The organism is Amycolatopsis sp. NPDC006125, assembly GCF_040614195.1.
GTDB classification, from domain to species: Bacteria; Actinomycetota; Actinomycetes; order Mycobacteriales; family Pseudonocardiaceae; genus Amycolatopsis_E; species Amycolatopsis_E tucumanensis.
On the sequence record NZ_JBEXTZ010000076.1, the window covers coordinates 24,908 to 40,093 of the forward strand.

General features: G+C 70.8%; 14 protein-coding genes and 1 pseudogene. 2 read left to right on the forward strand and 13 right to left on the reverse strand.

What is annotated here, in order from left to right; genetic code table 11:
* Position 1: 1 nt before the first annotated feature.
* The 4 genes and pseudogenes from ABZ193_RS31020 to ABZ193_RS31035 all read right to left on the reverse strand — a co-directional run bounded on the left by ABZ193_RS31020 (position 2) and on the right by ABZ193_RS31035 (position 5,252).
* Entirely contained in the window at positions 2-1,783 is a 1,782-nt protein-coding gene (locus tag ABZ193_RS31020) for an Hsp70 family protein (RefSeq protein WP_354712453.1), read from the reverse strand.
* Between the two features lie 88 nt (positions 1,784-1,871).
* Positions 1,872-2,228, reverse strand: coding sequence for a helix-turn-helix transcriptional regulator (locus ABZ193_RS31025; RefSeq protein WP_020417082.1), 357 nt, complete (start codon positions 2,226-2,228; stop codon positions 1,872-1,874).
* Positions 2,228-2,589, reverse strand: a pseudogene (locus ABZ193_RS31030) (type II toxin-antitoxin system RelE/ParE family toxin). The gene ABZ193_RS31025 and the pseudogene ABZ193_RS31030 overlap by 1 nt, the downstream one beginning before the upstream one ends.
* A gap of 110 nt (positions 2,590-2,699) precedes the next feature.
* Positions 2,700-5,252 (reverse strand): ATP-dependent Clp protease ATP-binding subunit, encoded by a 2,553-nt coding sequence (locus tag ABZ193_RS31035; protein ID WP_020417084.1) that lies wholly within the window; start codon positions 5,250-5,252, stop codon positions 2,700-2,702.
* 377 nt (positions 5,253-5,629) lie between these two features.
* Between ABZ193_RS31035 and ABZ193_RS31040 the strand changes: the two genes are divergently transcribed.
* Positions 5,630-6,367 (forward strand): (2Fe-2S)-binding protein, encoded by a 738-nt coding sequence (locus ABZ193_RS31040; RefSeq protein WP_354712454.1) that lies wholly within the window; start codon positions 5,630-5,632, stop codon positions 6,365-6,367.
* A gap of 272 nt (positions 6,368-6,639) precedes the next feature.
* On the opposite strand, the gene ABZ193_RS31045 is transcribed toward ABZ193_RS31040, so the two are convergent.
* From ABZ193_RS31045 to lysS, 4 genes are all read right to left on the reverse strand, one after another.
* Positions 6,640-6,774 (reverse strand): hypothetical protein, encoded by a 135-nt coding sequence (locus ABZ193_RS31045; RefSeq protein WP_354712455.1) that lies wholly within the window; start codon positions 6,772-6,774, stop codon positions 6,640-6,642.
* Positions 6,775-6,803: 29 nt separating this feature from the next.
* Positions 6,804-7,385, reverse strand: a complete 582-nt coding sequence (locus ABZ193_RS31050) for a TIGR03086 family metal-binding protein (RefSeq protein WP_354712456.1) — start codon at positions 7,383-7,385, stop codon at positions 6,804-6,806.
* A gap of 162 nt (positions 7,386-7,547) precedes the next feature.
* Positions 7,548-7,901 (reverse strand): Lsr2 family protein, encoded by a 354-nt coding sequence (locus ABZ193_RS31055; protein WP_020417087.1) that lies wholly within the window; start codon positions 7,899-7,901, stop codon positions 7,548-7,550.
* Positions 7,902-8,044: 143 nt separating this feature from the next.
* Positions 8,045-9,556, reverse strand: a complete 1,512-nt coding sequence (gene lysS, locus ABZ193_RS31060; protein WP_027935729.1) for a lysine--tRNA ligase — start codon at positions 9,554-9,556, stop codon at positions 8,045-8,047.
* 86 nt (positions 9,557-9,642) lie between these two features.
* Between lysS and ABZ193_RS31065 the strand changes: the two genes are divergently transcribed.
* Entirely contained in the window at positions 9,643-10,398 is a 756-nt protein-coding gene (locus ABZ193_RS31065; RefSeq protein ID WP_237339676.1) for a class I SAM-dependent methyltransferase, read from the forward strand.
* On the opposite strand, the gene ABZ193_RS31070 is transcribed toward ABZ193_RS31065, so the two are convergent.
* The 5 genes from ABZ193_RS31070 to ABZ193_RS31090 all read right to left on the reverse strand — a co-directional run bounded on the left by ABZ193_RS31070 (position 10,395) and on the right by ABZ193_RS31090 (position 14,714).
* Positions 10,395-11,180 (reverse strand): type III pantothenate kinase, encoded by a 786-nt coding sequence (locus ABZ193_RS31070; RefSeq protein WP_020417090.1) that lies wholly within the window; start codon positions 11,178-11,180, stop codon positions 10,395-10,397. The two genes, ABZ193_RS31065 and ABZ193_RS31070, sit on opposite strands and share 4 nt — an antisense overlap.
* A 6-nt stretch (positions 11,181-11,186) precedes the next feature.
* Positions 11,187-11,684 (reverse strand): aspartate 1-decarboxylase, encoded by a 498-nt coding sequence (gene panD, locus ABZ193_RS31075; RefSeq protein ID WP_017985424.1) that lies wholly within the window; start codon positions 11,682-11,684, stop codon positions 11,187-11,189.
* A 2-nt stretch (positions 11,685-11,686) separates the two neighbouring features.
* The gene (gene panC / locus ABZ193_RS31080; RefSeq protein ID WP_020417091.1) at positions 11,687-12,571 is read right to left on the reverse strand and encodes a pantoate--beta-alanine ligase; all 885 of its coding nucleotides are present in this window, start codon (positions 12,569-12,571) and stop codon (positions 11,687-11,689) included.
* Positions 12,568-13,461, reverse strand: coding sequence for a DUF2520 domain-containing protein (locus tag ABZ193_RS31085; protein WP_237339677.1), 894 nt, complete (start codon positions 13,459-13,461; stop codon positions 12,568-12,570). Before ABZ193_RS31085 ends, panC begins: the two co-directional genes overlap by 4 nt.
* Positions 13,462-13,607: 146 nt before the next feature.
* Entirely contained in the window at positions 13,608-14,714 is a 1,107-nt protein-coding gene (locus ABZ193_RS31090; protein ID WP_020417093.1) for a PrsW family intramembrane metalloprotease, read from the reverse strand.
* Between the last annotated feature and the right edge of the window lie 472 nt (positions 14,715-15,186).

The following is a 15,186-nucleotide window of genomic DNA, read 5'->3' on the forward strand; positions in this document are numbered from 1 at the left end:
ATCAGGCGCCGGGCTTGAGGCTCTGCTCGAAGTAGTCGACCATGTCCTGCGGCGTCGGGCCGTCCGTGCCGAAGTCGATCCACACCAGCAGGCCGCAGATCTCGGCGTCGTCCGTGCCGAACAGCATGATGCCCATGCCGGTGGTCGTGCCCGCCAGGTAGTCGCCGCTCAGGCCGTCACCGCTCCAGCGGCCTTCGAGCGCGGTGTCCGAAGCGCCCAGCTGGGACTCGATGCCCGGTTTCAGCGCGTCGAACGACATGCCCTCGTAGTAGACGACCGACCGGCCGCTGGTGGTCGAGTCGCTGGGCAGCGTGCAGGTCACCACGTTCTCGGCGCCCGCCTGCTGGATCGGCACGCCGGCCCCGCCGCGTTCGCAGGTCCCGACGTCCGGCACGGTGCCGGCGAGGCGGCGCATGCAGGAGGTGAAGCCGTCGGCGTCCGGCTCGCCGCCGGTCGAGCAGCCCGCGGAAACCTGTTGGGTGGACTGCCCGGTGCTGCCGGCCGCGGCCGGGCCGCCGGACCCGCCGCGGGTGACGGCGAGGAGGGTGATCACCAGCGCGGCGACCAGCACGCCGACGCCGGCGCCGATGAGCAGCGGCTTGCGGACGCCCCTGGGCGTGGGCGGCGGTGGCTGCCAGGCGACGGGCGGGGTGGCCGGCGCCATGGCCGGGACGGTGCGGCCGTCGATCGCGGGGATCGCGGGCGGGGTCGGCGGCGCGGCGGCCGGGACGTGGTGCAGTCCGAACGCGACCGCGGTCTCCGGCTGGTCCTGGGTGGTCGGCAGGACGCCGAGCTGCTCGGCGAGCAGTGTCGCGACCAGCGGCATGCGGCTCGGCCCGCCGACCAGGTAGACGCCGGTGAGCTGCTGCGGGGTGCGCCCGGCGTCGCGGATGGTCGCGGCGAGCATCTCGGCGCTGCGCAACAGGTTCGGCCGGACCAGGGCCTCCAGTTCGGCGCGGGTGACCAGGACGTCGTCGAACGGTTCCGGCATCGGCACTTCGGTGTGCGCGTGGCGGGACAGGGTTTCCTTGGCCTCGCGGACGTCCTGCAGGAGCGCGCGGCGGATGCGGCGGTCGGCGAGGCTCTGCGGGCGCAGCATCCGCTGCCACTGGGCCGGGTCGGTGTGGGAGACCTGGCGGCCGACGTGTTCGAGGAGGGCCTGGTCGATGTCGAGGCTGCCGAGGTCCGGCAGGCCGTTGTCGGCGAGCACGGTGAAGCCGCGGTCGGTGACGCCGACGACGGCGCAGTCGAACGTGCCGGCACCGAGGTCGTAGACGGCGAGGGTGCTGCCGGGCGGCAGGGTGCGGCCGAGGGAGGCGTAGTGCGCGGCGGCGGCGACCGGTTCCGGGATGAGGACCGGGTTGGGGCCGAGACCGGCCTTGACCGCGGCCTGGCGGAGGAGCTGCTGGCGGGTGGCGCCCCAGCGGGCGGGGTGGGAGAGGCGGACGTGGTCGAGTGGCTGCCCGGCGAGCTGGCGGTGCGCCTCCTCCGCGACGCGGCGCAGGACCGCGGCGAGGGCGTCGGTCACCTCGACGACGGTGTCGCCGAGCAGGAGGGTCGCGTCGTCGATGCGCCGCTTGGGGTTGGGCTCGAACCGGGCCGGGTCCAGTCGCGCCCGGCGCTCCGCGTCCTGCCCGACGACCAGCGTGCCGTCCTCGCCCGCGAAGACCGCGGAGGACATGGTGACCGACCCGTCGACCTCGATGACGCGCGGCCCGCGACCGAAGGCGGACAGGACGGCCACGGTGCTCGACGTGCCCAGATCGATCGACAGGACGTTCATGTGCCTCCCCTCAGCGCAGCGATCACACTATCGGGGAGCCCCCGCGCCCCGAGAGGAGTCGCCCCCGGAAGCGCTCTCGTTTCGGCGATCAGGCCGACCGGTGTGCCGGCTCGGTGGCCGACACGGTGACGTCGTGGTCGTCGAAGTCCGCCACGACGCGCAGCCTGCCGCCCAGCGCAGCCACGTAGCGGGCGATCGTGTCCAGCTCCATCTGCCGCGGATCGCCCTGTTCGAGCTGGCTGATGCGCGGCTGGCTGACCCCCATGCGGCGCGCCAGCTCGGTCTGGCTCACACCGGCGTCCTCACGCAACTGCGCGAGCCGGAACCCGAGGACGTAGGCCTGAGTCGCCTCCGCGGCATCGGCCATGACGACGTTCACGTCCCGGCCGGCCTGGACGTCGATGTTCAGCTTCTCCGCCTTGACCTCGTTCCACGAGCGGCCCATCAGTCCTCCTCCCCCGCCAGGTGCTTCTCGTACCGGTTCTCGGCCAGCGGGATGTTGATGTCGTACCAGCGCTTCCAGTTGCCCGCCTTGTCGCCGGCCACGAGGAGTATCGCCCGGCGAAAGGGATCGAACGCGAACAATATCCGGATCTCTGTGCTACCCGCGGACGCCGGGCGCAACTCCTTCAAGTTGTGGAGGCGTGAGCCCGCAACCGGTCCACCAGCGGCCTGCCGAGCCCTGGCCCGTGGCACGCGAGGAGGTCGATGGCTGCCTCGACGAGGTCGGCCGAAAGCGGATCGGTCCGGCACAGATCGACGAACCACTCGTCCACCTCCCGGTGCAACTCGATCTCCCACCCCACGCGCAGAATATAATGCACACCTTATGAGTGCAAGTAACCAGCTCGGAAACGCGAAAGTGCCCCCAGGGAACCAGTCCCTGGGGGCACTCTCGTCTGGCGGTTCTACGAGATCAGCGCTCGCCTTCGGCGTCGTCCTCGTGGGTGCCCGCGCCGATGCTCACCGGCGGGGCGTCGGGGACGTCGGCCGGCTTCGGCTCGCCGCGGAAGACGAAGCGCGCCTCGTCGTCGCGGTCCTCCGGGTTGCCGCTCCAGCCCTCGACGTCGACGATCACGATCTGACCAGCCTCGACCTCGCCGAACAGGATCTTCTCGGACAGCTGGTCCTCGATCTCCCGCTGGATGGTCCGGCGCAGCGGACGGGCGCCGAGCACCGGGTCGAAGCCGCGCTTGGCCAGCAGCGCCTTCGCCTTGTCGGTCAGCTCGAGAGCCATGTCCTTGGCCTTCAGCTGCTTCTCCACCCGCGTCACCATCAGGTCGACCATCTCGATGATCTGCTCCTGGGTGAGCTGGTGGAACACGATGATGTCGTCGATCCGGTTGAGGAACTCGGGCCGGAAGTGCTTCTTCATCTCCTCGTTGACCTTCTGCTTCATCTTCTCGTAACGCGATCCCTCGTCGTTACCCGAAGAGAAGCCGAGGCTGACGGTCTTGGAGATGTCCGACGTGCCCAGGTTCGAGGTGAAGATCAGCACCGTGTTCTTGAAGTCGACCGTGCGGCCCTGACCGTCGGTGAGCCGGCCGTCCTCCAGCACCTGCAGGAGCGTGTTGTAGATCTCCTGGTGGGCCTTCTCGATCTCGTCGAACAGGACCACGGAGAACGGCTTCCGGCGGACCTTCTCGGTCAGCTGGCCACCCTCCTCGTAGCCGACGTACCCCGGAGGGGCGCCGAACAGCCGCGAGGCGGTGTAGCGGTCGTGGAACTCGCCCATGTCGATCTGGATGAGCGCGTCGTCCTCGCCGAACAGGAACTCCGCCAGCGCCTTGGACAGCTCGGTCTTACCGACACCGGACGGGCCGGCGAAGATGAACGAGCCGGACGGGCGCTTCGGGTCCTTCAGGCCGGCACGGGTGCGGCGGATCGCCTGGGAGACGGCCTTGACAGCGTCCTCCTGGCCGATGATCCGCTTGTGCAGCTCGTCCTCCATGCGGAGCAGACGCGTGGTCTCCTCCTCGGTGAGCTTGAACACCGGGATGCCGGTCCAGTTGGCCAGGACCTCGGCGATCTGCTCGTCGTCGACCTCGGCGACGACGTCCAGGTCACCGTCCTTCCACTGCTTCTCCCGCTCGGACTTCTGCGCGAGGAGGTTCTTCTCCTCGTCACGCAGCCGGGCGGCGCGCTCGAAGTCCTGCGCGTCGATCGCGGACTCCTTGTCGCGGCGCACCTTGGCGATCTTCTCGTCGAACTCGCGCAGGTCCGGCGGAGCCGTCATGCGGCGGATGCGCATGCGGGCGCCGGCCTCGTCGATCAGGTCGATCGCCTTGTCCGGCAGGAACCGGTCGTTGATGTACCTGTCGGCCAGGGTGGCCGCGGCGACCAGCGCGGAGTCGGTGATCGACACGCGGTGGTGCGCCTCGTAGCGGTCCCGCAGGCCCTTGAGGATCTCGATGGTGTGCTCGAGCGACGGCTCGCCCACCTGGATCGGCTGGAAGCGGCGCTCCAGCGCGGCGTCCTTCTCGATGTACTTGCGGTACTCCTCGAGCGTGGTGGCGCCGATGGTCTGCAGCTCGCCGCGGGCCAGCATGGGCTTGAGGATCGACGCGGCGTCGATCGCGCCCTCGGCGGCACCCGCGCCGACGAGCGTGTGCAGCTCGTCGATGAACAGGATGATGTCGCCGCGGGTCTTGATCTCCTTGAGCACCTTCTTCAGGCGCTCTTCGAAGTCACCGCGGTACCGGGAACCGGCGACCAGGGAGCCCAGGTCCAGCGTGTAGAGCTGCTTGTCCTTCAGCGTCTCGGGCACCTCGCCCTTGACGATGTTCTGGGCGAGGCCCTCGACGACGGCGGTCTTGCCGACGCCGGGCTCGCCGATCAGAACCGGGTTGTTCTTGGTGCGGCGGGACAGCACCTGCATGACCCGCTCGATCTCCTTGCCGCGCCCGATGACCGGGTCCAGCTTGCCCTCACGCGCCGACTGGGTGAGGTTGCGGCCGAACTGGTCGAGCACCAGCGAGGAGGACGGGGTGCCCTCGCCGCGGCCGGCGCCGGCCTCGGCCGGCTCCTTGCCCTGGTAGCCGGAGAGCAGCTGCAGCACCTGCTGGCGCACCCGGTTCAGGTCCGCGCCCAGCTTGACGAGCACCTGCGCGGCGACGCCTTCGCCCTCGCGGATCAGGCCGAGCAGGATGTGCTCGGTGCCAATGTAGTTGTGGCCGAGCTGCAGCGCCTCGCGCAGCGACAGCTCGAGCACCTTCTTGGCGCGCGGGGTGAACGGGATGTGCCCGCTCGGGGCCTGCTGGCCCTGGCCGATGATCTCCTCGACCTGCTGCCGCACGCCTTCCAGCGCGATACCCAACGATTCGAGCGCCTTGGCGGCGACACCCTCACCCTCGTGGATCAGGCCCAGGAGGATGTGCTCGGTGCCGATGTAGTTGTGGTTGAGCATCCGGGCCTCTTCCTGGGCCAGGACGACCACCCGCCTCGCGCGGTCGGTGAACCTCTCGAACATTCCCACTCCCTCGACTGCTGCGCCGGCGGTGAGCACCCATCACTTCGCGATGGATTCAGCACCGTGAGTCCACTGTAGTAGCCATGCGGTCCCACCGGACTACCACTGGGGCGGATTAGGTCACAGCTGGTGTAGATGCCGGAAACCCCCGGCGATGAGTCTGCGCTGGTAGCTGACGTACATGTGCAACGCGGGACTTCTCCCGGCGATTCCGCAAGCCCCGGTTTGTCCGCTCACCGCGAACACCCCCGGGACGGGGACGGGACTGGCGCTCGCGCGTGAATTGAGTAAGGTAAGGCCAACCTAACCACTCGGATGGAGCAGGGAGGTCCGCCATCGAAACCGCGCTGGGCGCTCTCGGAGCGTCCGTCACGAGGGTGGCCGCCCTGCAGGACCGCATGGAAGTGCGCGCCGACCTGCCCGCGACGGGCGGCTGGCAGCGCTGCGGCGACCTGCTGGCCGACCCCGCGCGGTTCGACGTGTGGCGCAAGCTCCTCGGCGAGTGGCTGCGCGACGGCTTCGGCGAGGCGCCCGAACGGACGACGGCCGGGTTCGTCATGTCGTGGTACCTGCACGTGCCGGCGTTCACCGGTGCGTTGCTGCTCCATCACGAACGGCGAGTACCCATGCTGCGGCCGGGTGAACTCGCCTTCCGCCTGTGCGCGGACCGCCCGCACCCCGAAGGTGTGGCGGTGCTGGGGGACGAGTTCTACTGCCTGCCCGGGGACCCCGAAGCGGACCGCCCCGAGGCGACGGTGGTCGCGGACGAGCGGGCGCTGGCCGCGGTGCTGCGCGCTCGTTACACGGCGCACGCGGCGCAGTTCGTGCAGGCGTACGCGCCGCTGAGCCGGCTCGGCCGCCGGATGCTCTGGGCGGCGGCGACGGACGCCCTGGACAGCACGCTCTGGTGGGCGGGCCTGTACGCCGGGGACGAGGCGGCGGGCGTCGCGGACGCGCAGCTCGTGCTGGACGAGCACTACCCGCCGCTGACGGCGTCGACCCGGCTGCGGCCGACCGAGGACGGGTGGGCCCGGCGGCGGGAGAGCTGCTGCTTCTCGTACCTGCTGCCGGAACAGCCCCTGTGCGAGGGCTGCCCGCGCACCTGCCGCCGGTGACTTTCACCACACCGGCCCGACGCGGTTGATCCCGCTCGGTTCACCGACGGGACCGCCCCGCCGCGGCGAAGCCCTCGCCCCGGCACGCCGGACTCCAGGGCCAGTAGCCGCGAGCCGGGGCAGCGTTCAGCCACAAACGATCCGGCACCGGCGCCTCGCCCCCGCACGGCACCCCGCGGCGGACGCCACCCCGAGCCCCGGGGCCAACAGCCAGCGGCCGGCAGCCGACAGCCCTAGCCGCCACCTCGGCCCCGGCACCCCAGGGCGCCCCACTAGGCGCGCCACTCCGGATCGCGGCCCGTCAACGCCAGCAGCCGGACCAGCACCGGCGCCTCGTCCGCGCACGGCACCCCGAGCCCCCGGCCCAACAGCCAGCGGCCGGCAGCCGGCAGCCCTAGCCGCGCCACCTCGGCCCCGGCACCCCAGGGCGCCCCGCTTAGGCGCGCCACTCCGGATCGCGGCCCGTCAACGCCAGCAGCCGGTCCAGCACCGGCGCCTCGCCCCCGCACGGCACCTCCGGCCCGAACACCTTCATCTCCCGCGCCTGCTCCGCCGTCGCCTTGGCCGAGGCGTACAGCGCCGCCGCCACCTCGGGGTCCACGGTCAGCGGCAGGCCGGTCGCGCGGGCCAGGTCCCAGCCGTGCACCACCCATTCGGTCAGCACCATTCCGGCGATCATCTCGGCCGGCATCTCCGCGTCGCCGAACTTCGTGGTGCCCTCGAGCGCCCCCGGCCGCCCACAGGTATCCACAAGTCCATCCACAAGCGTGCACAGCTCACCCAGCCAGTCACCCTGCGTGAGATCGACGTCCCGCTCGCCGGTGGTCACCGCGGGCGCCGGTTCGCGGCGCAGCGCCGCCGCCAGCCACGGGCCCCAATAGAGAAGGTGGTTGAGCAGGCCACGCACGTCGTATTCGGCGCACGGAGTCCGGTTGTCCAGTTGGGCTGGTTCGATGGCGCGGAGCAGCCCGGTGAACTCGCGCGCGGCCCGCTCCAGCATCGGTCGAAGGTCGGTCATGCCTCCATTCAGCCGAATCGCGACGCCGCCGTCTTGAACAAAAGCGACAGCCGCTCACGAATGACCCGCCCGGACAGAACCGTGTTCAACCTGCCGCGCAATGAAAAAAGCCGCCGGGAATCCCCGGCGGCTCTTCCACGCCCCTCTTTACCCGAACTGCGCTCAGTTCTTCTTGTGGTAGGCCTCCACGACCTCCGACGGGATACGCCCGCGGTCGGAAACCTGGTAGCCGTTCTTGCGCGCCCAGGCCCGAATGGCCTGGTTCTGCTCGCGGTCGACCGACGCGGAACGACCCGCGACCTTGCCGGCGGGCTGACGGCCCGGCGTGCCCCGCTTGCGGCCACCGGCACGCCGCGCGTGCTCGACGTACTGGGCCAGCGCGTCACGGAGCTCCTCGGCGTTTTCCGCCGACAGGTCGATCTGGTACGAGATGCCGTCAAGTCCGAACTCGACGGTCTCGTCCGCCTCCGAGCCGTCGATGTCGTCGATGAGCGACACCAGCACCTTCTGTGCCATGTGTTTCCTCCTGTTTTCGGCCAGCCACGAATGATCGGGCAGGGGCAGGCGCCCTGACCAGAAGCCATTGACTAGGACATTAATACCCGGAATCAGGGCAGCACGCAAATCACGTTACCGATACCGTGACTAGTTCGTGCCTGCTATTCGGGGCGCACCAGCGGGAAGAGGATGGTCTCGCGGATGCCGAGGCCGGTGAGGGCCATCAGGAGACGATCGATGCCCATTCCCACGCCACCACTCGGTGGCATTCCGTACTCGAGCGCGCGCAGGAAATCCTCGTCGAGGCGCATCGCTTCGCTATCCCCGGCCGCGGCCTGGCGGGCCTGGTCCAGCAATCTTTCCCGCTCGATCACCGGATCGACCAGCTCCGAGTATCCGGTGGCCAACTCGAATCCGCGGACGTAGAGGTCCCACTTCTCGGCCACACCGGGCTTGGTCCGGTGCTGCCGCGTCAGCGGCGAGGTCTCGATCGGAAAATCCCGTACGAAAGTCGGCTCGTGCAGGTGATCACCGACCAGGTGCTCCCACAGTTCCTCGACCAGCTTCCCATGGCCGAGTTTCGGATCGACCTCCAGGCCGCGCGCGGACGCGAACCCGCGCAGCTTCTCGACCGACGTTTCCGGCGTCACTTCCTCGCCAAGCGCGTCGGACAACGAGTCGTACATGCTCAGCGACGTCCATTCGCCGGACAGGTCGTACGACGAGCCGTCGGCGAGCGTGACCTCGAGGCCGCCGAAAACGGCCTGCGCCGCTTCCTGGATCAGCTCCCGCGTCATCACCGCGTTCGTGTCGTAGGTGGCGTAGGCCTCGTAGTACTCCAGCATCGCGAATTCCGGCGAATGCGAGGAGTCGCTGCCCTCGTTGCGGAAGTTGCGGTTGATCTCGAAGACCTTCTCGATCCCGCCGACCACGCACCGCTTCAGGAACAGCTCCGGCGCGATCCGCAGGTACAGATCGATGTCGAACGCGTTCGAATGGGTGATGAACGGCCGGGCCGACGCGCCGCCGTGGAGGGTCTGCAGCATCGGCGTTTCCACCTCGGTGAAACCCCGGCGGTGGAACGATTCCCGCAGCGAACGGACCACTGAGGCGCGCGTGCGCACCACGTCGCGGGCCTGCGGGCGCAGGATCAGGTCGACGTAGCGCTGGCGGACGCGGGTCTCCTCGGCCAGCTCCTTGTGCGCGACCGGCAGCGGGCGCAGCGCCTTCGCGGCCATCCGCCACTCGTCGGCCATGATGGACAGCTCGCCGCGCTTGGACGTGATGACCTCGCCGTGCACGTAGACGTGGTCGCCGAGGTCGACGTCCGCCTTCCAGGCCGCCAGCGCTTCCTCGCCGACGTTCGCGAGGCTGATCATGGCCTGCAGTTCGGTGCCGTCGCCTTCGCGCAGCGTCGCGAAGCAGAGCTTGCCGCCGATGCGGGAGAACATCACGCGGCCGGTCACGCCGACGACCTCGCCGGTGGCCGTGTCGGCGGGCAGGTCCGGGTGCGCCGCACGCACTTCGGCGAGCGTGTGGGTGCGCGGCACTTCGACCGGGTACGGCTCCACACCCTCCGCGAGCAGCCGATCGCGCTTGGCCCGACGGACCCGCATTTGTTCGGGCAGGTCGTCAGCGGGCACCGGGCGATCCGGGGAGGGGGAATCCGTCATGCCGATAGGGTACGAACCCCCGCGACGACTAGGCCAACCGGATTACCTGTACCGACCAGCGCAAGCACACCGATAGCATCGCCGGAGTGAGCGAAACCACTTCATCCGCCGATCGTGAGCTGTGGAGCCGGCGGTCCCGCTCATTCGGGGGGCACGCGGACGCCTACGACGAGCACCGCCCGGATTACCCGCTCGACGGAATCCGCTGGGCGTTGCCGCCCGGGGCCGCGGAAGTGGTGGACCTCGCCGCGGGCACCGGCAAGCTCACCGGCGGCCTGCGCGCGCTCGGGCTGCGCGTCACGGCGGTCGAACCGGATCCGGGCATGCGCGCCGAGTTCGCCCGCCGGCACGCGTGCGTCGAAGTCCTGGACGGCACGGCGGAGCGGATCCCGTTGCCCGACGCCAGCGCCGACGCGGTGCTGGCCGGCCAGGCGTTCCACTGGTTCGACCTCGACGCCGCGCTCCCCGAAATCGCACGCGTGCTGCGCCCGGGCGGCATGGTCGCCGGGCTGTGGAACGGCAACGACGATTCCGTCCCGTGGGTCGCGGAATTCGCGCGGGCCTCCGGTTTCGTGCAGCGCGGGCGGTCGGTCGCGACTCTGCCCGAACACCCCGCGTTCGGCGCGTTCGAGGAGAAGACGTTCCGGCACTCGCACCGCCGCACACCCGAAAGCCTGGTCGAAACGATCTCCACACATTCCCACCTGCTCGTCGCGGACGATGCCGAGCGCGCGGAGACGCGGCGGCGGGTGCTGGAATTCCTCCGCGCCAACCCGGCCACCGCGAACGGCGAATTCGACCTGCCGCTGCTGACGACGGTGCTGCGCGCCGTCCGCCGCTAACGCGTCTGGCGTTCGAAGGCCAGGCGCAGGCCCAGCAGCGTCAGGTCGGGCACGTGCTCGGTGATCGTCTCCGACTCGCCGATCACGAGCGGCGCCAGCCCGCCGGTCGCGAGCACGGTGACCGGCTCGTGCGTCCGCGCCGTCAGCTCACGCACGATCCGCCGCACCAGGCCGTCGACCTGGCCGGCGAACCCGAACACGATGCCGGACTGCAGGCACTCCACGGTGTTCTTGCCGATCACCGACCGCGGCCGGACCAGTTCGACCTTGCGCAGCGCCGCCGCGCGGGAGGCCAGCGCGTCGACCGAGATCTCGATGCCGGGTGCGAACGCGCCGCCGAGGAACTCGCCCTTCGCGGAGATCACGTCCACGTTGGTCGAGGTCCCGAAGTCCACGACGACGCACGCCGTGCGGTACAGGTGGTGCGCGGCGAGCGTGTTGACCAGCCGGTCCGCGCCCACCTCACGCGGGTTGTCCACCAGCAGCGGCACGCCGGTGCGCACGCCGGGCTCGACCACGACCTTCGGCACCCGCGCGTAGTACCGGCCGAGCATGACCCGCATCTCGCGCAGCACCGCGGGCACGGTGGACAGCGCGCTGATCCCGGTGATCGCGTCGGCGTGCTCGCCGAGCAGGCCGCGCATGGTCAGCGCCAGCTCGTCGGCGGTCATCTGCGCGTCGGTCCGCATCCGCCAGTCGCCGACGAGCTTGGCCGCGTCCCCACGGCCCTCGTACAGGCCGAGCACGATGTTCGTGTTGCCGACGTCGATCGCCAGGAGCAAGGGAGTTCAGCTCTCGGCGTGCAGCAGCGCGTCGAGCCGCGCGGCGTCGACGGTTTCGGCGACCGGGAACGGGTTCTCCCGGTCCGGCGACGCGATCGGGATGCTGCCGCTCACCAGGCCGGAGCCGTCGGGCGCGTGCCCGGGGTCGCTGCCCTCGTGCTTGATCCGGTTCTCGTCGTCGACGAACACGATCCGCGGCTGGTACGTGGCCGCCTCGGCGTTGTCCATCTGCCCGTAGGAGATCAGGATGACCAGGTCGCCCGGGTGAACGAGGTGCGCGGCGGCGCCGTTGATGCCGATGACGCCGCTGTCCCGCTCGCCCGGGATCACGTAGGTCTCCAGCCGCGCCCCGTTCGTGACGTCCACAATGGCCACCAGCTCGCCCGGCAGCAGGTCGGCCGCCTCCATCAGCGTCTCGTCGATCGTGACCGACCCGACGTAGTGCAGGTTGGCCTGGGTGACCGTCGCGCGATGGATCTTCGACTTCAGCATCGTGCGGTACATGGTTATCTCACTTCCTCCGACGCGCCCAGCACCACCGGGACGTTGTCGATCAGCCGGGTCCGCCCGACCCGGGCGGCGATCAGCAACCGTGCTTCCCCATCGACGGGTGCGGGACCGAGATCGGTTCCGCGCAATTCGAGGTAATCCACGTCGACCTCCGGGCGGGCGGCCAGCGTCGCGCGCGCCGCCGAGAGGACCGCTTCCCCGCCGTTCGGGCCGGAGTGCCCGCCGGCCGCGAGCGCCGCGGACAGCACCACGGCGGCTTCCCGCTGTTCCGGCGAGAGGTAGACGTTGCGCGAGGACAGGGCCAGGCCGTCGGACTCCCGCACCGTCGGCACGCCGATCACGCGGACGTCGAGGTTCAGGTCGCGCACCATCCGCTTGATCAGGACCAGCTGCTGGTAGTCCTTCTCGCCGAAGAACGCGAAGTCCGGCGTGACGATGTTGAACAGCTTCGCCACCACCGTCAGCACGCCGGCGAAGTGGCCGGGGCGGTGGGCGCCCTCCAGCTCGTCGCCCAGCGGACCCGGGTGAAGGGTCACCGCGTGGCCGTCGGCGTAGAGGTCGCCGACCTTGGGCACGAACGCGATCTCCACGCCGTCCTCGGCGAGGATCTCCAGGTCCCGCTCCAGCGGCCGCGGGTAGGCGTCGAAGTCCTCGCCCTCGCCGAACTGCAGGGGGTTCACGAAGATCGACACGGCGACGACGGTGTTCGGCAGGCGCTTGGCGCGGCGGATCAGCTCGCGGTGGCCGGCGTGCAGCGCGCCCATGGTCGGCACCAGCGCGACCTTGCGGCCCACCGAGTGCAGCGCCGCGGTGACCCGGTGCACGTCGCCGGGCGTCTGGTAGGTGTTCAGCTGCCCGCGGCTGAATTTCGGTGTGGTCACGGGTTTTCCGGCCTTTCCAGAAGTTCGGTGATCTCGGCGGCGGCGCCGGCGTCGAGCAGGCCGGCCGCTTCGGCTCGCTGCGCGGTGCGCCGGGCGAGCGAGGTGTAGGCGGGCACGATCGCGGGCTCGGTGGCTTCGAGCACGCCCAGGTGCTTGCGCAGAGTACCGGTGTCGCCGCGGGCGACCGGACCGGTCAGGGCGCGGTCGCCGTGCCGCAGCGCGTTGTCCAGCGCCGCCGACAGCAACGGGCCGAGCATGCGCTCCGCGTCGCCGATCCCCGCGCCACGCAACAGGTCCGCGCAGTCGTCGACGAGCGTGATCAGGTGGTTGGCGCCGTGCGCGAGCGCCGCGTGGTAGAGCGCTCTGGCGGCTTCCGGCACCCGCACCGGTTCCGCGCCCATCTCGACGGTCAGCGCCTCGCCCACGCTCCACGCGGCCTCGTCGTCGGCCGCGGCGGTGACGCCGACGCTGCAGGCGGCGAGCCGGTCGAGGTCCTCGGACCGGCCGGTGAACGTCATGACCGGGTGCAGGGCCAGCGGCAGCGCTCCGGCTTCGGCGGCCGGGGCCAGCACGTCGAGGCCGTGCGCGCCGGAGGTGTGGATGACGATCTGGCCGGGGCGCCAGGAACCGGTGGCGGCCAGACCGCGGACCAGGCCGGCGAGTTCGTCGTCGGGCACGGCCAGCAGCACGAGGTCCGCGGCCGCGGCGACCTCGTCCGGCGGTTTGAGCGGGACACCCGGCAGCATGCGCTCGGCGCGGGCCTGGGAAGCGGCGGAAATGCCGGAGGCGGCGACCACCGTGTGCCCGGACCGGGTCAGCGCGGCGCCGACGACGCTGCCCACGCGGCCGGCGGAGATCACTCCGACGCCGAGCCTGGCGGGACGACTCACGGCGTGCCCCTGTGGACGCTCATGGCAGCAGAACTCCTCAGCTCGTTCCAGTCCCGCTCCGTTCGCGGGTACCGGACGACGGGGCGAGAGTAGCTCGCGGAAACGCCCCGGGTCGGCGGCGGGTGACCAGCTTCACCCGACCCGGTTTACCCGGTATGACTGCCTTCACCCGCCAGCCGGACCGCGTCGGCGCGGGAAGCGCGCAGCGTGGCCAGCAGTTCCCGCTTGCGCTTCTCGTGGTCCGGGGTCTCCTTGCGGCGGCGCAGGAACGCGAGTTCGGTCACGCTGGCCTGGTAGCGGGCCACGGCTTTCGCCGCCGCGCGCCCGGACTGCCGCCTGGCCTGCCGCCGCCACTCGCGGCGGCCGGCGAGCGTGGACAGTAGCTCGACCTCCGACGGGGCGATCAGCCGCGCCTGGACCATCGCGGGCAGTGCGGCGGTGACGATGCGTTGTTCGCGGCGGCGTTGCAGGAGGACGAGCATCACGACCGCGATGAACATCGGGACCATGATCAGGAAGTAGACGTTGAGGAACGTCTGCGCTCCGCCGAGGACCGCCGCGCCGTTCCAGAGGGCGTGCAGCAGGACGGCGCCCAGGTAGGCGCCGATCGGGGCGAGGACCTTGACGGCCCGGTTGTCAGTGCGGGCGGCGTAGCCGAGGCCGATGCCGGTGATCGCGGCGAAGAGGGGGTGCGTGAACGGCGACAGCACGCCGCGCAGCACGAACGCGGCGATCACGCCGGTGCTGGTGGCGTCGCCGAAGCCGTAGTCGGCGAAGGCGCGGCCGAAGTAGTAGATGTTCTCGGTGAACGCGAAGCCGGCCGCGGTGAACCCCGCGTAGACGATGCCGTCGATGATCCCGTCGAACTCGTCGGCGCGGCGCAGGAGGACGGCGAGCACGAACGAGGCCTTCGCGGCCTCCTCGACGAGCGGGGCGGACAGGAGCGCGCTGAGCTTGCTGCCGCTGCCCTCGCCGAGCAGCAGGTCGCCCACCGTCTCGGCGGTGTTGTTGATCAGCAGGGCGGTGATCGCGGCGAGGCACGCGCCCCAGAAGAAGGCGACCAGGAGGAACTTCGCGGGCTCCGGCTCCCAGCGGTCCACCCACAGGATGGTCGCCACGACGACCGCGACGGGAACGAGCGCCGCGGCGACGCCGATGGCCACCGCGAGCGGCCCGACCTGCACGGTGACCAGGCCGAGAACGGTCAGGCCGCACACGGCCAGGATGACGAGGCCGAGCACGGGCAGGAGCACGGTGAGCCTGCGAGGGGGTGCCGTCACAGCCCGGCACTCTACGGTGACTGGCTGCGGGGGCGAGCGGGGTGGGCGGGGGGTCTGGGTGGGCGGGCAGCGCGAGGCGCTGCTGAGCGGAACCGGCGTGGTCCAGAGCCGCACCCGCGGAACCACGGTGGTTCCAATCCCGCAGCCCGCCACAAGATCGTTGGTGGGCCGGGCCGGGTCGGCAGCGCCGCGGGGTCGCCCTGGTTCAAAGCCGCACCCACCGAAACCACGGCGGTAACCCCCCACCCCCGCAAAGTCGCGGTGGCTTGGGTCGGCAATGCCGTCGGATCGCCGTGGTTCAGGTCCCCGCCCCCGCAAAGTCGCGGTGGCTTGGGTCGGCAATGCCGCCGGATCGCCGTGGTTCAGGTCCCCGCCCCCGCAAAGTCGCGGTGGCTTGGGTCGGCAATGCCGCCGGATCGCCGTGGTTCAGGTCCCCGCCCCCGCA